We start from the raw sequence: 19997 nt of genomic DNA on the forward strand, positions 1-19997 counted from the left end.
GTCTGCGGGGCCGTCGGGGTCTGCGGGCCGGTGGCTGGAGCTTCGGGCAGCGCACCTTCGGGCAGCAGCAGGTCCGCGACATACAGCCGCTCACCGTCCGGGGTGATCACGCAGTCCGCGGGCCCGCCACCGACCGCCACCCGGTCCACGACGCGGGACCGTGTCAGGTCCACGACCGCCACGGCATCGGCGGTGCGCAGGGTGACGAAGGCATGGCGTCCGTCCCCACTGACCGCGACGCCCGACGCCCTCGAGCCGTCGCGGCCGCTGTCCGGGCGCAGGCTCAACCGGTTACGCACCACCGCGGACGTCAGGTCGACGACGCTCAGCGCGGCCCCGGAGTGCACGACGGCGGCGGTCCTGCCGTCCGCGGTGAGCGCGCATCGAATCGCCCCGTCGTCCAGCGGGATCGGCCCGCCGCGGACAGCCAGCCGCGCCAGGTCGATCGCGACCAGCGCGCAGCCGTGCTCCCCGCTGGTCAGAACCCACAGCGTCAAGCCGTCGGGGCTGACCGCCAGATCGACGGGGGGATCATCCAGCACCGCCTCGGCGCCCCACAGCTTGCCCTCCCCGCCCGGGGCCTCGCCGGCGCGGACATCGGACGCCGCCACGGCGACGACGCTGTGCGCGACCGCGGCCTCTGCGCCACCGGCTCCCCCACCGCCTTCAGCTCCCCCACCGCCTTCAGCGCCGCCGTCGGCACCAGCGTCGGCACTGCGCGTACCGGCCAGGTAGAGAGTGGTTCCGTCCGGGGAGGCAGCCACCGCCGTCAGTCCGCCGTGGGCCAGCGTGACAGGCGTGGTCCGGTCGCCCTCGACGTCCACTGTCACCAGCTTCTGGCCGTCCAGCAGAACGTAGCCGTAGCGCCCGCCGGGGTCGGCGGCCAAGCCGTCCAGCGAACCGGCCGCCGGCAGCGTGAAAGGATCACGCTGCCGGCGGGCCTCCATGCGGTCGGGGAAGACGTCGAGCACGGCCACCTCGGGGAGAATCCTCAGCACCGCCAGATTCCCGGCCGGTGCGCCACCCGCGGCAAAGGCGCGGCAGCCGCCCGCGGCGACCGCGATCCGCCGCACCGGGAAGCCGGCAACCACGACCCGGGAGCCGTTCGGCAGGTCCGCCGTCCGGTTCCAGCGGGTGAAGCCGCCGTTGCGCACGTGCTCACCGCTCGGGCAGCCCTGGGCTTCCGGTGCCGCGGCCAGGGCCGCGTTGACACCGCCGATGATTTCTTCGGCGTTCAGGTCGATCTCCACCCGGCCCAGCGGGGCGAGCCGTTGCAGGCCGACCCGGTGGGCCGCCGCGCCTTCCCCTACCTGAAGCTCCACCGGCATCGTGAACCGGGCGGGGACGATGCGCAGCCGGAACAGCGCGGCAGCGGGCTCGGCACCGGCGACGCCCACCGGTCGCCATGACAGCCCGCCGTCCAGGCTGCGCTGGGTCGCCGGGCCGGCCGACGTGGCCGAGCCGACAGAAGCCGACGGAGCTGCCGGGCCGGTCGGTCTCGCCGGGCCTGCCGGGGTGGCCGGGGTGGCCGGGGTGGCCGGATTCGCCGGGGTGGCCGGGGCGCTCTGGGCGGTAGCGGCGGGTAACACCGCCCAGGCCGCTTCCCCGTGCTCGATCTGGAGCGTCAGCCAGTACCGGCGCCCGGCGTGGAAGGTGAACGCCGCATCCAGCCCGGCGCTGACCCACTGCGTCTCCTCGGCGACGCCACGTTCGAGTTCCACCGTGACCGGACGGGGCAGCAACGGCTCGTTCCAGGGTTTGCCGTCGGTGTCGGCGACAACGTTGAGCAGCACCGTCGCGGTCGGCGTCCCCGCCGCCACGAGCAGGTCGACGGCCGTGACCACCAGATCGTCGGCGACCACGACCGGGCAGGCCAGGGACACGTCCGCGGTCAGCGGCAGGACACCGGCCGGGCTGACCGCCCCGGTCGGACCATGGCCGACCCGGGAGGCGGCGAAGGCGCCGGTCGCCGTCGAACGCGCGCGGGCGGGTACCAGCCGGGCGCCGGCCGGAACCGACAGGCGCAGCGGCACCGCACCGGGCCGCGGCAGGCCCGCGTAGCCGTAGGTGACGGTGGCCTCGGTGATGCCGCCGGGAAGAACCGCGGCAGCCACGGTGAACTCCACCGCGAGTTCCAGATCCAGCCGGCAGAGGGTGTCCGAGTGGACCGTCAGCGGCAGCCGGTAGAACCCGTCCTCGACCTCGGCGGTGGCGAGCGCCGCCTGCAGCGCGGCGGCGACGTCCGGGGTGCTCTCGCGGCGGACCAGCTCGCCGGGACGGGACCACAACGCCGGTTGTGAGCCGGCCCGCGCCACGAGGTTGGACGGTGTCGATCGCAGGGTCACCAGGCTGACCGCCAGCGGCCCGCCCTTGCGGGTGATCTTGAATCTGGCCGCGGCCAGCCCGGGGACGGCTCCGTCGGCGGCCAGCGTGAGCACCCCGGCGAGGTGATCGTCCGGGATCAGCGGCGCCCCCCGGTCGTTCAGCCGTATGTAGACGCCGCCGAGGTCGACCTGCAGCTCGGCACCGGTCAGGTCGCCGCCGCGGATGCGGGTCAGGGTGCGCCGCTGGTGGAAGTCCAGCTCGGCCCACCGGAGGGTGGCCGTGCCGCCGCTGGACCGGGTCGCCCCCCAGGTCCCGGTGTCGCCGGTGAACGCGATGACCTCCTCGAACAACGGCGCGCCGGGTGCGGCGACGGGAGTGAGCGTGAGCACGGCGGAGCTGATCCGCGCTCCCGCCGGGATCGACCGCAGCCACACGGTGCGGTCGCCCTCGAAAGGCACACCGGCACCGTCGAAACGCTCACTCCGTCGCATCGTCCCAGACCCTCGGCTCGTTCAGCTCATCCGGCTCGTTCGGGCTTCCGGCTCGCGCGGACCGCACGCCAGGTCAGACCTTCAGCAGGACGAGGACCTTCAGGTGCTCCGTGGGGAAGTCCGTGGGGGGGCTGGCGGGCAGCTGCGGGGCCTTCAGCAGGGTCAGCCCGATCGACTGCAGGCCGAACTGGACCACCTGGACCTCCGACGGCGCGGGCGGGGGCAGGACCGAGGTGCCTTCCTGCTCGCCGGTGCCCGTGAGGTTGAGCGTCAGCCGCGGACGCATCTGGAAGTAGATGTTGTCCCAGTCCCGGGAGAGCTGCCGGACGGTCCGGCGCTCGCCGCAGCAACGGTCGAACCACGGGGAGTGGAAGTACTGGTCGTCGTCGAACCGGTCGTTCGGGGCGGCGTTGAACCTGCTCCAGAACTCGCTCTCCACCTCGCTGAGCGTGGCGTCCTCCGGCGTCTCGACACCGTACAGCTCCAGCATGTGACGCCACGGAATGTGGTACGGATGCCCGGCGACGGGATCGACGTCCACCGACTCCAGATCGCTGGCCGGGGTGTTCTCCGGCCGGAAGCGGATCCGGCTCTCGCTGCTGTGATGCAGGTAGAACGTTGCCAACGGGTTGAAGACGTGCCCGTCCTCGGAGGCGACGACCCGGAAGTAGTCCAGCTGGAAGACGCTCACCAGCGGCCAGGCGCCCAGCCGGTGGTCGATCACCGATTCCTTGCCGACTTCGAGGCGGCGCAGGACGCTGAGGTAGCCGGTGCGCTTGGGCAGCTGGCGCTGCACGTACTCCAGGACCTGCGCGGCGAGAGCGTCCGGGGTCAGGCCGGCGAGCTTCTCGGCGTCCTGGGCCTGCGCGACCCTGGTCAGGCCATCGATGGCAGCCTTGATCTGATCACCGATGTCCTTCTTGATCAACAGTTGGAGCCGTATCGAGTCGCCCGCTGTGATCAGGTCACCGGGGTTGTAGCTGACGTAGGGAGTGTTCTGGTCGGTCACGGGTTGCTCCGGGGGTCGAAGGTGGACGGGTGGGGCTCGACAGGCCGGCGGTCAGAGCTCAGAGCTCAGGTGTCGCGGGCCGGGGCCCGCCGCGATCACGGGTGACGGCCACCCGGACACCGGCGGCCTTCGCCTCGGTGACGCCGAGCGGGGACGGCTCGATCGTGGCGCGGCCGGTGAGCGACGCGGCCGGCCCGGCGACGATCGCCCGCGCCGACTCGAACCGGGCACCGTCCGTGGCCACCGACACGTCGAACCGGGCCGGGCCGGCCGGCCGGGCACTGACATTGATCAGGTTTCCGGCCGGACCGTTCTCGCGCGCCCGCAGGAGGATGAAGCCCTCCGCTCCCTGCTCGCGCAGGTAGAGCCGAGCGTGCTCCGGCCCGGAGCCGCCGCTGAGATAGCGCGGGGCGCGAAACGGCAGGGCCTGGGCGGTGAAACCGATCGGCACCGTCCGTACCGTCTCGGCCCGCAGCAGCACCGAGCGCGCGTTGACGAGCTCGACGAGGTTGTCGTCGTCGCCCGGTGGCTCGGTGACGGCGCGCTCGTACAGCTCGGGCCGGTCGGGGTCGCTGGCGAACCTGGCCTCGCCGAACCGGGCGCCGAACCGGGCCGGGAGATCCGCGGGCAGGTTGACCTCGAAGGCACCCGGGGTGTGCCGGGGCCAGCTGAAGATCCAGCCGGATGGTGGACCGGCGGGCCCGCCCGCGGCGAAGGTCTCCCGGGCCGGCTCACCGTCCAGCGCATACCCGCTGACGTCGAAGATGGCCGGCCAGCGGCACGGCCCACCGGCGAAGCGGTCCGCGGACAGGTCGTCCGGGGCGGTCCGCGGACCGGCGAACACGGCGCTGTCGAGGCGGCTGCCGGTGCATTCGAGCACCTGCCACCGGCTGCGGCCGCGTTCGAGGAGCAGGGCGTCGCCCTTGCGCTCCCGGCGGACGCGGGCGAGCCGCGAGGGCCGCTCGCCGTTGGTCACCTGCCACGCGAACGAGGACCCCGAACCGGCCGCCAGCTCCCCTATGGTGACGTCCAGGTAGCGCTCGGCGTCGGCGGTGCCGGTGCCGGCGGATGCGGTGCCGCCGTCGGCGGGGGCGTCCGGGCGCAGCGTCACGTCGAACCGCCGGGACAGGGCGGTCACCAGGACGAACGGCGGATCCGCGCGGTGGAGGACACCGGCCACCCCGACCACCGCCCCCGCGTGCTCGGCAAGTGACACCTCGCCGCCCGGCCGCGCCGCGACCAGACGGCGGCCGCCGGCACCCGCCAGCGCCCAGCCGTCCTCATCGTCGGTCCGCACCAGCTGAGCGGTCAGCTCCACCGGGTCCCCGTCCGGACGGTCGGCGTCGAAGCCGCTGGTACTCAGGGCAGCCGGGGACACCTCCACGCTCAGCCCGGTAACCTTGGGCAGCACCTGGTCGACGGCCGGCGCCCAGGGGTTGTCCAGCTGCAGGCCACCAGCGGGCACGCCGCGCGGACCGGTCCACGGCGCGGCGAGGCTCGGCACCCGGGCCCACGCCCCGAGGTGTCCGGCCCGCAGCTCGCCGGGCGCCACCGCGACCGGTTCCGCTCCCGCCGGCGCGGCAACCCGGGCCCGCACGAAGCCGTCCGGCGCCCGCCACAGGGTCAGCGCCTCCCCGGCTGCCAGCGGGCGCAGCAACGCGACGATCCGGCCCGAGTCACGTTCGATCAGGGCCGGCCCGCCGTTGCCGTGCGGCGCCTCGACCCGCACCGTCAGCCAGGTGTCGCCGGCACCGTCGTTGTCGAGGGTCACCTGGTCACCGTGGTGCAGCCAGCTGGTCGGCAGCGTCCGCTGGACCGGCGGGTATTCGACGACCTCCAGGCTGCGCGGCGGGAGGATCTCCAGCCGGCTGCCGGGGCCGGTGGTCGGCGAGGTCAGCCGCAGCCGCTGGTCCGCGGTTGCCGACACCACCCCCGGCAGCGCCGCGTCGATGGCCGCGACCACCTCCGCGAGAGTGGTCTGGGCCGGCGCCGCGCCCGCGACGTCGATCTCCCGCGGCGATCCGCCGTCGACCCGCAGCAGCAGCTTGGAGCGCAGCGCCAGGTCGGCCGGCGCCAGCAGGTCGACCGTACCGGTGATCACAGCCGGCTGGGCGGCGGCCCCCCTGGTCTGCGCCGGCACCTCCGGCCCGAAGAGCAGGGCGCGGGCGTCACCGCCGGTGTATGCCGGGACGGCGATGCGGCCCGCCGTCCCGGCCAGCCCGGATTCCAGCACCAGCCGGTTGTCGACGACGGAGGCCACCAGGTCCGGCAGGGCGGAGGTCAGGGCCGCCACCACGTCGGCGGCCCCGACCTGTCCGGGGTCGGCGGCCTGCGCGGCGCAGTCCACGGTCGCCTCCGGCCGGCCGTCCACCGACAGCACGAGATAGCGGGCACGGCGCAGGTCCAGCGCCCCGCCGACGTCGGCGCGCCCGGTGATCCTGGCCCGCTCGGCCTCGCCGCCGTGGTAGGTGCGCGCCGTGACGCCGAGGACCGCCGCGGTCGCGTCGGTGACGTCCGCGCCCTCGGGCGTTTCGATGCGCAGCCGGGCGCCCGGCCCCCGGCTGGGCGAGACCAGCGCCAGGTGCGTCCCGTCGTGGGAGGCGACGCTGCCGCCGAGCGCCACGTTCACCGTCGAGGCCAGGGCACCCAGGGAACGCCGGCCGCCCTGGTCGCCGGTGAGCGCGATCTGCACGGGATCGGCATGGTCGACGCCGATCCGCAGCGCCGCGTGCGGCGGCAGCTCCACCCCGGCGCTCAGGTCGCTGACGCCGACGAAGGCGACCCCGCCGGCGTCCCGGCCACGGGCGGACATCTCGGTCTCGCCGAGCAGCAGCCGCCGCGCGTCCTGGGCCTGGGGCACCTCGAAGGCGATCCGGCTGCCCGGACCGGCCGTCGGTGACAGCAACGTCAGCCGGTGGCCGTCGTGCATGGCGACCGGCGGCGGCTGGCCGATCAGCGGCCGGCCCGCTCGGGGCCGGTCCGGCGCCGGCTCGGCGGGCGACGACTCAGCCGGCACCGACACAGCCGGCACCGACACGGCCGTCGGGGACACGGCGGTCGGGGACACGGCGGTCGGGGACAGGGCCGCGTTCAGGCGTGCGACGATCTCGTCCAGGACGGTGGCCCGCGGCCGCGATCCGGCGCAGTCGACGTCCACCGGCGGGGAATCGTCGACGGCGATCCGCAGGTAGCGGGCTGTCGACAGGTCGACACCGGGACGCAGGTCGACGGCGCCGGTCACGGCGGCCCGGCTCGCGTCGTCGCCGCGGGCGTCGGCCCGCTCGACACCGAACAGGGTGATAGCCGCCTCGCCGGTGACAAACGCCCGGGTGACGAACCGCCGTCGGCGTTCGACGGAGACCCCGCGCACCGCCAGCCGGCTGCCGCCGCCGGGCCGGCGGGAACGCAGCACCAGGTGCTCACCGTCATGGGTGGCGACATCGGCGTCCCGACCGCCCGCGGAACCCGCACCGCCGGCGCCGCCGGCAGCCCCCGCGGCGGTGGCGGCGTCCGCGGCCAGCGCCTGGTTGATCCGGTCGACCAGGTCGTCCAGGGACAGCCGCCGAGCGCCGTCGCCGCGCAGGTCGACCTGGACGAACCGGCCGCCGTCGACGGCGAGCTCGAACAGGTAGCGGTCGAGGACCGCCACGCCCGCGGACAGGTCCGCGATGCCGGTGACGTGGGCCGCCGTCGCGGCGGCGCCTTCGGCGAACCGCGGTGGCAGCCCGAGCAGCGTCGGGGCGGCGTCGGCGCCGACCGGCTCGAGGACGATCTCGGCCAGCTCGCCGGTGCCCGGCGAGGTGAGCTGGAGCCGGCCGGCGACGGCGGCGGCGACCTCGGTGCCGACGGCGGCGTTGACCGCCGTGACGATCTCGTCGAGCCGGGTACGCTCCGGTACCGCGCCGGCACAGTTCACGGTCACCATGGGCAGGTCGTCGACCCGCAGCCGCAGCAGGGGCGCCTCGGCGAGGTCGGCGCCGGCGCGCAGGTCCACGGTGCCGGTGACCTGCGCCGGCCGGGGGTCCTGCCCGGTCCGGACGGTCGCGGGCAGGCCGAACAGGCGTTGCGCGGCGTCCTCGGCGGCCGCCCGCTGCAGTTCGATCGTGCTGGCCGCGCCCCTGGTCGGTGAGGTGAGGGTGATCCGCCGCCCGTCGTGGGTGGCGGCCGCCAGCCCGAGCGCCGTGTTGATCGCGTCGCGGACGTGGTCGAGGGCGGTGTGCGCGGGGTCGGCGCCGGCGCAGTCCACCTCGGCCGGATGGACGCCGTCGACGAGCAGGCGCAGGTAGCGGGCGTCGGTGAGGTCGACGGCGCCGGCATGGTCCACCGTGGCGGTCAGGGCCGCCGCCGTCTCGTCCGTGCCGCGGTAGCTCAGCGGCAGCAGGCCCAGCACGGCCGTTGCCGCGTCGTCCGGTCCTTCGCGCACCTCCAGCAGCGACTCGGGTCCGGACGTCGGGCTGCTCAGCACCACCCGCCCGGCCACGTCGCGGGCGGCGCTGTCGCCCAGCTCCGCGCGCAGCCGGGTGACGACGTGTCCGAGCGGGACGGCGGCGGGGTCCGCCGCGCCCTGGCCCACGTCCACCACGACGGGGGCGCCGCCGTCCAGCGCGACGTACAGGAGGTGCCGTTCGCGCAGGTCGGCCCCGCCGCGCAGGTCGGGGGTGCCGTGGATCTCGGCCCGGCCGGCCGGTCGGCCGGAGACGGTCAGGCTCGGCACGCCCAGCAGCACGGTGGCGGCGTCGGCCGGGTCGGCCTCCACCGTCACCAGCAGGTCGTCCGGGCGGCGCCACCAGGTGTCCAGCCGGCCGGGGGCGGTGTCGATGGTCAGCCCGAGCGCATCGGCCGCCACCCGCAGCACCCCGGGCACGGTGACCGTGCCCTCGAGCAGCGTGCGCACGTGACGCAGCAGGTGTTCGCGGAACGGCTCGACCGTCTCGTCGGGGCGGGGCGCCAGCCCGTAGAGCGCGCCGATCGCGCGCAGATCCGTCACGGCGGCGCCGCCGCGGTCGGCGAAGGCGGCCCAGTGCGCCTGCATCACCTCGGCGAGCAGGTTCTCGCCGAGCTGCAGCTGCCCGCCGAAGGCGTCGACGACGGCCCGCAGCGCCGAGCGGGACGCCGCCGCCCGGAAGGTGCCGGGCAGGTAGCCGAGGATGCGGTCGGTCTTGGTCGGCATCGGCTACTCCCCCTGTGTCCGGACGGCCACGTCGGACGGCTGCATGTCCAGCACCACCCAGAACGACTCGTCACCGACGGTGGGGTCGACGACGAAGTCGCCGCTGTCGATCTGTTCGTCGGTCACCGGGCTGCCGTCGGCGGCCCGCAGCAGGCCGTGGTCGGGGATGCGCCGGCCGGTGGGTGGCAGCGCGGGCACGGTGGCGCCGACGGCGGCCTCGACGGCCGCGCGCCGGACCGTCTCGTCGGCGGTGGCGGGCAGACCGGCGAGCGCCGTGAGCACGGCGTCGGTGAGCGGTTCGGCACCGGGGCCGCCGAGGTCCGGACGCCAGGTGATCACATCCGCGGCCCGCACCGAGACGATGTCGGGGTCCCGGCCGCCGGCCGGGTTAGTGGCGGCCGCATCCAGCAGCAGCCTGCCCTCGGCGCGGTCGCCGCTGGTCAGCGTGTCGACGTAGGCCTGGACCCTGGCGATCATCGAGGTGACGATCTTCTCCCGGCCCTGAGCGGTCAGGCCCGGTCTGACCACGACCGCCAGCCGGGGGGTGAAGAAGACGTAGCGGGCGACCAGGGCCGCCTGCACGCCGGCCGCCCGGGTTTCGTGCACGGCGGCGCGCAGCGACGGCATCCGCTCGGGTTCGGCCTCGACGAGGATCGTCACCGTGCCCAGGGGTGCCTTGGTGGGGCCGGGGTTCTCACCCTCCCAGACCTCGACCGGCCGGCCCCCGCCCTCGGAGATCACCCGGGTCAGGGCCGGCAGGGTGGCCTGGCCGAGCGAGCGCAGGACGGCCTTGGCCCGGGCCCGTAGCTGCTCGTCGGTCTCACCCTCGGCGCTGAGGATCGTCGGGTCGATGTTGGTCACCCGGCTGATCCCGGCGATCGGGGCAAGCATGTCCGTGACGGCCCCGGCGGGTACCGTGCCGGCGTCCCCGGCAAAGGCCGCCTCCGCGCGCACCGGGACGTCGATGCGCGCCTGGCCGCGCTGCAGTGTGCGCTGCTCGGAGGTGGCGAACCGGGCCTTCGCCGCCGCGGTGGTCACCACGGTGCCGGCCGGGATCGTGATGCTGCCGTCGATTCCGGCCGCGCGGAAGAACGTCACCAGCCCGACCGCGAGCTGCCTGGGCTTGCGGGCGATTCCGAGGATCGCCACCACCAGGTCCAGGGCGGTACCGGTGGCGGTGTCGAGGAAACCGGCCCGGTAGGCGAGGTTGATCTGCTCGTAGACGGTGGCGATCTCCCGGCCGACGGCCTCGGCCAGCGTGCGGGTCACGCTGCCGACGTTGATGTCGGTGATCGGCGAGGGGCGGTCGTCCGGGGGCAGCGCGTAGTCGACGTAGAAGGTGCTCAGGTCGGCCGGCCGCCGTCCGCCGTCCTGCCAGACGACGACGTTGCCGGGCTGGTCGTACACGAAGTCGACCGGCTTCTGGAAGGTGTAGCGGCCGGGTTCGCCGTCGGTGTCCAGCACGGTTCCGGTGATGCCGCGGATGTCGAGTGCCGGCCGGGTGAGCGGGTACCGGTCCTGCCTGAGATCGAAAATGATCTCCTCGTTGACGACCCCGCCGATGACCGCGGTGAGGATGTCGTCCACGATGTCCTGGAACGGCCGGTCCACGAGGAAGACGCTGTCCGGGTTCATGCCGCCCCCGTCCTGTCGAGGAAGAACGGGAAGACCAGGTTCAGCGGGGTGTCGCCGTGCACGGGCAGCAGGCGTGCGGTGATGTCGATCCGCCACCGCTGACGGGGATGCGTGGCGACGTCCACCGACAGCACCCGGGCGACCCGCGGCTCCGCGGTCAGCGCCAGCAGGGTGAACATCTTGGCCCGGTTGCGGGTGGACTCGGTGTTGGGCTGCCCGACCAGCTCGTGCAGGCGCGAGCCGTAGTCGGGGTGGCCGAACAGGGCGAGCTCACCCTGTTCGGTGAGGAAGCGCAGCAGCAGCGCCTGCCGCAGGTTGTCCAGCGCCGAGAGCGTCTCGAGGTCGTCCTGCCCGGTCTGCGGGCGGCGCACGGTGAACAGGTCGCTGCCCCTGCCGCGGTCGTCGGCCAGCCGCAGGTCGTCGAGTAACCGCAGGTCGCTTCCCCAGCGGGGTTCGGCGGCGTCTGTCATCGCGACCTCCGTCCTGTCGCGCTCATGGTTGCCACTGGTCGATGACGTAGGGCGCCGCGGGCGGCCCGATGATCAGCAGGACGCCGGGTGGGGTGGGGATGCGGTCGCCGGCCCGGACCAGTCCGCGGCCACCGACGCGAACACCCGAGCTGGCGACCGGGCCGATCACCAGCGGGTACGGGAAGCCCCAGACGGAGTTCACCATCAGGCACAGCGAGCCGGTGACGGCCAGCGGCATCCCACCGGCGGTGATGAAGGGCGGGAAGACGGCCGTCACCGTGCCGGTGTCGGGTGGTCCCGACAGTCCGGGAGTCAGCATCACGGCGCAGCCGAGGGAGACGGGAGGTCCAGGCATCGTCGGCACTCACGGTGAGAAAGAGGTGACGCCCTTGATGGCGACGAGCGCGCCCTGCAGGGTCGTCGCGCCAGCGGCCTGCACGGTGGCCGTCCCGGAGGCCTTCAGTGTCGCCGACCCCCCGGCCTCGACGGTCACGTCGCCAGTGCCCTTGATCGCGACACTGGCGCCCTCGAGGGTGAGCGAGCCCGTCGCGCGAAGCGTCATGGCCTGGGCCGCCTCGACCGTGACGTCGCCGTCCTGGTTCATCACGATCCTGGTTCGGCCGGCGACGACGGTGACCGTGCCGGACCCGCCGTCCGGCTGGTCCAGGCGCAGCTCGGTCCTGCCCGCGGTGGCCCGCACGGCGGCGTCCGTCACCCGGACGGTGATCTTCGGCGGCAGCTCGAAGATCAGCTCGCGGGCCGGCGTGCCGCGGTCGGTGGTGCGGACGGCGCCCCTGACCGTCCTGTCGTCGGCTCCGGCCAGCGGCAGCCGGAAAATCACCTCGTTCGGCTTGTTCAACGGCGGACGGTCGACGTCGTTGTAGAGCCGGCCGACCACGATCGGCGCGTTGACGTCGCCCCGGTCGAAGGCGAGCAGCACCAGGTCGCCCACGTTGGGGACGGCCGCCGAGCCGATGCGCGTCGTGGCGATCGGCACCCGCCGCAGCAGCAGCCCGCCACGCAGCCGGACGTCGCAGCCGTAGTTGTCGCCGTCGGCTGTGTCGGCGTGCGGGTGGACGGCCTCGACCAAGCCGACCTCGTTCACCCGGATGCCGCGCAGCTCGTGCCGGATGATCTCCTGCAGGGTATTGACGATCATGCTCATCGCCGCATCGTCCTCGTCCTCGTCCTCGCCGCATCGTCATGTCCCGATCCCCCGGAACCCGACCCGGGTGGTGAACCCGCTGTCCTTACGCAGCTGGTGGGTGACCGACCGGACCTGGTACGTGCCGTCCATCCCGCGCTCCGGCACCCCCGAGATCCGCAGCGCGTCACCGAGCCGCACCTGGGGCGCGCCGGTCACCAGCAGCTCGCCCACGCTCGACTCCCGGCGGAGCTCCGTCAGCGCGGCCTGCGCGGCCTGCTGCGCCGCCCGCGCCGTGCGCAGCGCGCTGCGCTCGAGCAGCAGGACGGCGTCGCCCGAACCGGCCGTCCCGGTGTACGGGGCGAGATCCTTGGCCAGCCACGCCCAGGAATCGTCGCCGCGGGAGGCACCGGGCGACTCCCCCAGCGCCGTGACCCTGGTCGCCCGCGATGGCCGCCGGTCCGCCCGCAGCGCCAGGATGTGCCTGCCGTACTCGAAGACGTGCGCGGTCCGCCCGCCGGTGAACCGGGCGAACACCAGCCTGCCCTGCTCGTCGACGTACCGGTCGAAGCCGCACAGCTCGGCCAGCTCCCCGATGTGCCGGTAGGCGCTGCGCCGGGCGTCGACGACGTAGGCGGGGAACAGGATGCCGTCATCGGCGGCCGCCACCGTGACGCCGGCCGCGGCGGCCAGCTCGGTGACGATCGCGCCGGCGGTGCTCCTCTCGAAGGTCCGGTCCAGCCGGGTGTGCAGCAACGCCTCGGCCGCGCCGTGCGCGAGCAGCCGGCGGGTGCGCAGGTCCGGATCGGCGTCGACGATTGTCGCGGTGACGACCTGCCGCGGCTGGTCGCCCTCGGTGTAGCCGAGCGCGACGTCGAGCCGCTGACCCGGCTGCGGGCGGAAGGTGGCGAGCCGGCCCATCGTGAGGGTGACCCGGTCCGCCGCCCCGGCCATCCCGAGCTCCACCCGCAGCTCGCTGACGGTGCTGACACCGGGCACGGCCCGGCTGTCGACGACCGTGCCGGCGCCACCCGCTCCGGCGGTGCCCGCCCCGCCTGCCGCGCCGCCGCCCGTGGTGTCACCGCCCGGCTCGCGGAAGGTCAGCACGTAGGCGGGCCGCAGCAGCGCGGTCATGCGACCTCCCCCGGCCCGATGCCGTGCGCGGCCAGCAGGGTCGTCGTCAGGTGGAACGCCGGGTCGCCGCGGTGGTCGGCGTGCACGCCGGCCAGCAGCGCCCGCAGCCGCTCGTCGTGCTCCGCCGCCGGCAGCAGGATCCGCGCGGCGGCCGCGACGACCTGGTCGGTGCCGTCGCGCAGCGCGGCCAACGCCAGGTCCGTGGCCTGCGGATACTCCAGGGCCACCAGGCCGGTCAGGCTGGACAGCCGGGCCAGCGGGTCCGGTGAGCGCAGGTTGGCAAGGTAGATACCGGTCAGCGCCGGTCTTGAGACATCGGTGACGATCTGCGGCAGCTGGGCCAGCAGCCGTCCGGACGGCGGCGGGGAGAACTGCCGCGCCGTGCGCGCCACGACCTCGTTCCTGGCCGCCTCGCCGAACCGCTCGAAGGCCGTCATCGCGGCGAACGGAACCAGATCCTCGGTCTCGAGGAGTTCGACGAGCTCGTGCACCTCGTCCTCGAGGCTCATCCGGATCTCCACTCGGGTCTGCACGGTCAGAAGGCACGCAGGAGATGCGAGCCACGGATCGCGGTGAACTGGTTGACACCGTCGGCGTCCGGGACGTCCCACAGCCGTTTGGTCCCTGTGACGCTCGCGGGTGGCAGGGGCGCGCCGTTCATCAGGTTCTGGGCGACGAACAGCTGGTTGCCCGCGGGCGCGGCCGGCTGCGCGTAGTGGCCCCCGTGCACAGCGCCGGATTTGTCCGTCAGGACATGACCTATCTCGTGCGCCAGCACATACGGCGTCATCCTCGGGCCGTCAACGAAGCATGCCGCCACCTGCGGTTTCGTGCCCAAATAGTTGATCTCCGTCCAGGACTCGCCGAGGTTGTGCCGGGTCGGCAGCCCGCCGGTGTAGAACACCCGGATGGTGCCCGCAAGCCCGGGGCCGTTCGGGTCCGCCAGTGGCGGGTGGGCCGCGCCGATCGTCGCCTCGTCGTCCTTGGCGGGATCGACCAGGTCGTAGCGCACCGCCGCCGGGTCGACGCCGGGCGGCGGTGCGATCAGGACCACCCGGTGACCGACGCTGACGTAGGTGGCCACCAGCCGGTCGCCGGGGGCGGGCGGCGAGGGGAGCGTCAGCCGGCCGGTGGCGAGATCGAGCGCGGCCTCACCCGCGCCCGGCGCCCGGCCGGTCACCACTCTCAGCCTCGTCGCGGCCCCGCCGCGGTACCGCACCACCGTGTTACGCGGGTCGTCGGCCACGGGCGGGCGCAGCAGCACGAACGCCGCCGGCCCGGTCAGCCGTACGGTCTCGTCGGACACCAGGCGGTTCTCCTGTTTGACGTCTTTCGCATCCGCGCCCTGTCCGACGACGGTCTCGACCTCGATTCCCAGCCGGGCGTATGCCTCCTCGACCACCCGCAGGTCCCTCGTGAAGATCGGATCAGCTGGTTCGGTCTTCACCACTCCATCGTTGCGGCCCGGACCGAGCCTAAGCACGAAGATCTGCAAGGACAGCCGGCGCCGCTCGTCGGCGCCGGTGGGGGGCCGCTGGAAGACCGGCGTCGTCCGGGCGGCCCTGACCCCGGGCACGCCCGGCTGGGGATAGGTGCACACCACCTGGCTGCGCACGTCCGCCGGGCGGAGCCGGTGGTTGCGTTGGCCGCGGCCCGGTACCGTCCCGGCAGCCGGGACGCCCGCCGGCAGGCCACTGTGCGTGGGCTGGTTCTGGTCGTCCTCGTCGGTCACCAGCATCACGGCCCGGGAGATGAAGACACCGGAGCCGGCGGCCGACTCGACGAGGGTCAGGCCCCGGTCGCCGGGTGGCATAACGGGTTGTGAAGGGTAGCGGAAGGAGAAGTCGTCGCCGTTGTCCCGCACGGTGCGCCACTCGATGTCCGTGGCGCCCTTGCCGGACCGCGACGCGTCCCGCAGCCGGAAGTAGAAACGCCTGGTGTCAGAGCCGACGAAGTTGGCGGCCTCGGTGGCCTGGTTGACCACCTGCCCGGCGGCGTCGAAGGCATGGTCCCACAGGCCGATCCGGACGAACCCGGCCGCCGGCGCCTGCGCGGTGGCGGTGTCGACCACCTCGAGCCGGCCGACGGTCGCGGTCACCCGGTCCCCCTCCGGCTCCACGCCGGCCAGCCCCAGCTGGAAGCCGGTGTCGGCGCCGAGCGGGCTGTCGGTGACGCCTTCGGCGAACAACCGGCGGCCGGCCGGGGGGGTGACCGCCGCCAGCACCAGCGGTGCGGCCGCGGTGGCCACCGCCACCTGGCCGGCGGCCGGCACCTCCTCGGTGAACGCCCGCACCCCGTCGGTGACCGGCGTCAGGACGAGATCGCCGGTGAAGCCCGCGGGCACCGGCGGACGCACGAGCAGCATGGCGCGCTCATGGCTGAGATCGGGCAGCGCGACGTGCAGGAAACGGCCGGGGCTCAGCTTCGCCGCGGCGGTCAGCGGCGGCGGATCGGCGTCGGCCGCGGTCCGGCTCGCGCAGACGTCGAGGGTCAGCTCGACGGCGGTCATCGCGGCCTCGGCCGTGTGCCCGGCCTGGCCGTCCACGGTCAGCGCCAGCCGCAGCACGACGTCGTCCACGGCGGTGCTGGCGCGGCTGCCCTCGGCGAAGACCTCGGCGCCGGCGAGCAGCCGCGCGGCGGTGAAGACGTTGTCGGTGCCGTCGAAGGCCAGCTCGGTGCCGGCGACGGCGGCGTCGAAGAAGCGGACGGCGTCGCCGGAGCGGGTGAACGTCCCGGAGCCGGTGAAGGCGGTGTCGACGCCGAGCCGGATTCGCTGCCGGCGCGGGTTGCAGCCCGGCCTGCGGACGACGACCGCCGCCGGTGCGCTGATGCCGGGGCGGACGGCCGCGGCGGCCCGGCTGGTGACGACGGCCTCGAGCACCGACGCCGGGTCCGCCAGCCTGGCGCAGACGACGTTGCCCTTTGCCGCGGACAGCGGCTCGCCCTTACGCCGGACGACCACCGGTGCCCGGACCTCGAGGGTGTAGACGCCGATTCCGGCGGGATCGGCGAACGCGCAGCGGCCATCGGGCCCTGTGCGGCGCGCGGTCGGCCAACCGCGCAGAGCGTCCGTCCGCTCGCGGTGCTCACCGGTCATGATTCTTCCGTCCGGAGCGATCAGCACGAACGGCGTGTCCGGCAGCGGGGTGCCGTCCTCGAAGTGGATGTGGACGCTCACCTGGACGTTGCCCGGCTCGGCCGGCCGGCGGGAGAAACGCTCGGCGTCCGGAGCCGTGCAGATCTCCTTGGGTGCGGGGTCCGGGTCCCCGGAGCCCGGCCGCGGGTTCTGCGGGTGGGGGTACGGGCGGACGAAGCAGGTGCGGTTGACCGTCCTGGCCGGGTTCAGGCACCATCTCGGGCTCACCGCCCCCGGCGCGGGAAGGTCGAAGGTGTCCGGCTGGCGCACGGCGGCGGGCAGACGGTCGGCCCGGACGAAAAGCAGTTCCACCCGGCGGTTGCGCCGTTCGGCCTTCGGGGTGTCGTCCACCGGGTCGCTCTCGCCGCAGCCCAGCCATTTCAGCGGGCCGCCGTCGCAGCCGGTGGACGCGTTCGGCAGCAGCCGGGCCGGGCTCACCGACAGCGGGTCGCGGGCCAGGTAGGCGTCGATCAGCGCGGCCCAGGTGGCCTCGTCCACCGTGCCGGACTGCGGCAGCCCCCGGTCGGACTGGAAGCGCCGTACCGCCTGCCGGGTCAGCTCGGCGTTCTCCGGCGGCGGCGTCACGGTGCCGGCGTCGTCCCGGTAGTCGATGTTGCCCTGGTAGCGGCCGAGGTCCTGGAGGATCCACTGCTGCTCGCGGCGTCCCCAGCCGTCGGCGAGGGTTCGCACGGTTCCGGCCGGATGCGGTTTGCGCAGCTGGTTCCACTCCTGCCGGGCCGCGTCGGCCGCCGCCTGGTCGTTGCCGGCCGTCAGCATGGCGAACACCGCGCGGGCCCGGCGCTCGGACAGCGACTGGTTGTATCCGGGTGGGCCGGTGAGGTCCGTGTGGCCGACGACGAGCAGCCGCTCGTCGGGGTGTGCCCGGGCGTAGGCCACCACCTGCGAGAGCACCGTGCGCATGCACGGCTCGACGAACGCGTTGTCGAAGTGGAAGTGGACGACGAAGGTGGCCGCGAGCAGCGGGGCCGGACGCAGGACGATCGTCACGTGGGTCAGCGCGCCCGGCCGGACGACCGCGGCGGCCTCGCCCTGCAGGGACGGCGGGGCGGTGACCGTGGCGCGGGCGGTGTAGGTGCCGGGCGGGAAGGTGGTCTCGGTCCACACGTTGCCGGTGCGGGTGGTGAGGCTGCGGTCCAGCGCGCCGCCGTCGGCCCGGGTGCCGGCGACGGTCACGGTGACCGCGCTCATGTCGAAGTCCGGCCGGCCCGCCACGACGACCTCGACCTCCAGCACACCCACCTGTGGCGGGATCGGCGGCGGCGGTATCACCGGCGGCGGCTGTGTCGGCACCGCGGGCGCGGGGGCGAACTCACGCAGGGTGAAGGCGTACTCGTACAGCTCGGGCTTGCCGGCCAGCGCCCGCACACCCATCTCCTCGACCAGGACGTCCTGCACCCGGGTGGCGGTGGCGATGTCCGCCGCGAACGGGACGGGGCTGGCGGTCAGGAACTTCTCGCGCAGCGCCGCGAGATCCTTGGCGGCCTCTTCGCCGGCGATGGCCCCGGTGAGCGTGACCGTGGTGTTGCGACGGCCGGCATCCGCGGTGAAATCGCCCTCCAGCCCGGGTACCGGGTGATCCTCGAGCACCCGGTCCTGGTCGGACTCGATCTCGTCGACCAGCTGCAGCTCGAGGTCGCCGAGCATCGGCTTCACCGCCACCGCGATCCCTCCCGCTCGTTTGCGTGTTGACACCGGTTGCGCGTTGATACCGGTCAGGCTCACCTGTTGATTTCGCCGAGGATGCCGGTAATGGTGTCGATCAGCTCGATGATCTCCGTCTTCACCTGGTCCAGCGACGGCAGGCTGCTGACCACGTCGACAATCCGCTCCACTTCGCCGATGGCGTCGGCGTCGCCGGGCAGCAGCTTCTTCGCCGCGTCGAGCACCGACCGCACGCCGCCGGTGAACGCCGAGATGTCGCTGAGCCCGGGAACCCCGGAGACGTCGAGATTCTTGATTTCCGTCTGAAGTCTGGCCAGCAGGCCGCTCAGCTGGGTGAGCAGGTCCCCGATCGGCAGGCCGACCGCCTTCAGCGCGTGCACCGCCTGTTGGACCGGACCCTTGTGCGCGTTGAGGAAGTCCTTCAGGTCCTGTAGAGCTTTCTTCAGGTCATCAAACAGGTTGGTGGCCACCGTGCCGCCTCCGCTGGGAGTCCGTATCTGTCGGGAGCTCGTGCTCGGTCCGGATTCTCACGTCCGGTGGTTCATGTGCGGTGGTTCATGTGCGGCCGAGAACTCGTCTGCGGTCGGGATTCTCACCTCCGGTCGGGAGTTCACCTCGTGAGGAGCTCATTGAGCGTGCTGATCCGCTCGACGAACGGCGACAGGGTTTCGACGAACTTCTCCAGGCCGGTGACGAATGCCTGGCCGAGGGCCAGCCCGTCCACCAGCCGGTCCATCAGCTCGGTGGCGTCACCGAGGACGTCGGGGGCCGCCGTCGCCGGGCCGGCGGGCTCGGCGGGCTCGAGGAACTGGCGCAGGCTCAGGACGAAGGCCGTGCGTTCCGGACGGCCGCCGAGCTCCTGGAGCTGCAGGTCGTCGATCACAACCTTGTCGATCCTGGCGTCGGTGGTGATGTCGGCGACGAAAGGGAGCGCCGAGCCCGAGCGGAACCTCTGCTGCAGCTCGTCGATGAACCCCGCCGCCTCGGTACCGGTCGCCACCCCCCACAGCGCCACCCGGGTCGGCCGCCGGCCCAGGTCCTGCAGCTGGCTGCCGTCGCCTCCCGGCGCCTGGTGCTCGGCGAGCACGCGCCGGTCGTAGGTGCCGATCTCCTGCACGTGCGGCAGTTCCAGGCCGTCCAGCATCGGTCTCATACCGGTTCACACCTCGATCCCGTGCCGGCGGGCCTCGTCTTGCAGCACCCGGGCGATCCGGCGGGTCAGCTCCGCGTCGTCCAGCAGGTCCGGTCCGGTGGCGTCGCGTTCCGCCCCGCGCCGCAGGGACGCCCCGGCCACCGGGATCACCGGCAGCCCGGCGGACGCGACCAGGGCCGGATGCGACGCCGTCATGACCGGCGCGGGATCCAGCCGGGCCGACGCCGTCGGTGCGTTCACCGCCGGGTGCGGGGCCGGCATCGGCGGGCTCGATGGGCCCGATGGGCCCGGCCTGCCCACCGGCCCGGTTCCGGAGCCCGCCGGCCCGGCCGGAGCCTCGGCCCACCCGGTCGCCTGATCCGCCTGGTTCGGCCGGCCCGGTTGGCCCGCCTGGTTCGGACGCCGCTGCCTGGCGCCGTCGATGCTCCACCCGGGTCGAGAAACGCCCGGCATGGATCGCGGCATGGATCGGCCGCCGGCATCGTCCGGCCATTCACCCTGGCCGGTAGGCAGGACGGAGGGGTCAGCAAGCCACTGGGTACGACCGTCCGCCCGCCGGCCAGGGCCGCCGAGCCCGCCGGCGGCGCCGCGGGACGACGGACCCGACGGACCCGGTGGACCCGGTGGAGCCGACGGACCCGGTGGAG

13 protein-coding genes are annotated in these 19997 nt (G+C 74.0%); all 13 read right to left on the reverse strand.

Annotated features, from left to right (window positions below):
- Window positions 1-2816 (reverse strand): YncE family protein (locus AC5LSR_RS00175; protein ID WP_493468044.1); only part of this gene is annotated, 2816 nt, incomplete at its 3' end.
- A gap of 73 nt (window positions 2817-2889) precedes the next feature.
- The gene (locus tag AC5LSR_RS00180; protein ID WP_250280513.1) at window positions 2890-3825 is read right to left on the reverse strand and encodes a hypothetical protein; all 936 of its coding nucleotides are present in this window, start codon (window positions 3823-3825) and stop codon (window positions 2890-2892) included.
- A 58-nt stretch (window positions 3826-3883) separates the two neighbouring features.
- Window positions 3884-8995 (reverse strand): hypothetical protein, encoded by a 5112-nt coding sequence (locus tag AC5LSR_RS00185; protein ID WP_250280515.1) that lies wholly within the window; start codon window positions 8993-8995, stop codon window positions 3884-3886.
- 3 nt (window positions 8996-8998) lie between these two features.
- Complete coding sequence (locus AC5LSR_RS00190; protein WP_250280516.1) at window positions 8999-10630, reverse strand: baseplate J/gp47 family protein; 1632 nt, start codon at window positions 10628-10630, stop codon at window positions 8999-9001.
- The gene (locus tag AC5LSR_RS00195; protein WP_250280519.1) at window positions 10627-11100 is read right to left on the reverse strand and encodes a GPW/gp25 family protein; all 474 of its coding nucleotides are present in this window, start codon (window positions 11098-11100) and stop codon (window positions 10627-10629) included. Before AC5LSR_RS00195 ends, AC5LSR_RS00190 begins: the two co-directional genes overlap by 4 nt.
- Before the next feature lie 22 nt (window positions 11101-11122).
- On the reverse strand, window positions 11123-11455 hold the full coding sequence (locus AC5LSR_RS00200) for a hypothetical protein (protein ID WP_250280521.1): 333 nt from the start codon (window positions 11453-11455) through the stop codon (window positions 11123-11125).
- A gap of 9 nt (window positions 11456-11464) precedes the next feature.
- Complete coding sequence (locus AC5LSR_RS00205; RefSeq protein ID WP_250280523.1) at window positions 11465-12265, reverse strand: phage baseplate assembly protein V; 801 nt, start codon at window positions 12263-12265, stop codon at window positions 11465-11467.
- Between the two features lie 36 nt (window positions 12266-12301).
- Entirely contained in the window at window positions 12302-13378 is a 1077-nt protein-coding gene (locus AC5LSR_RS00210) for a hypothetical protein (protein WP_250280524.1), read from the reverse strand.
- Window positions 13375-13887 (reverse strand): hypothetical protein, encoded by a 513-nt coding sequence (locus AC5LSR_RS00215; protein ID WP_250280527.1) that lies wholly within the window; start codon window positions 13885-13887, stop codon window positions 13375-13377. The genes AC5LSR_RS00210 and AC5LSR_RS00215 overlap by 4 nt, the downstream gene beginning before the upstream one ends.
- A 26-nt stretch (window positions 13888-13913) precedes the next feature.
- Window positions 13914-18194: a peptidoglycan-binding protein gene (locus tag AC5LSR_RS00220; RefSeq protein ID WP_250291333.1), complete on the reverse strand. Its 4281-nt coding sequence runs from the start codon at window positions 18192-18194 to the stop codon at window positions 13914-13916.
- A 59-nt stretch (window positions 18195-18253) separates the two neighbouring features.
- Complete coding sequence (locus tag AC5LSR_RS00225) at window positions 18254-18667, reverse strand: hypothetical protein (protein ID WP_250285221.1); 414 nt, start codon at window positions 18665-18667, stop codon at window positions 18254-18256.
- Window positions 18668-18807: 140 nt separating this feature from the next.
- Window positions 18808-19350, reverse strand: a complete 543-nt coding sequence (locus AC5LSR_RS00230; RefSeq protein ID WP_250285222.1) for a hypothetical protein — start codon at window positions 19348-19350, stop codon at window positions 18808-18810.
- Window positions 19351-19356: 6 nt separating this feature from the next.
- On the reverse strand, window positions 19357-19590 hold the full coding sequence (locus tag AC5LSR_RS00235) for a hypothetical protein (RefSeq protein ID WP_250285223.1): 234 nt from the start codon (window positions 19588-19590) through the stop codon (window positions 19357-19359).
- Window positions 19591-19997: the final 407 nt, after the last annotated feature.

The organism is Protofrankia sp. CiP1_Cm_nod4 (assembly GCF_982290645.1).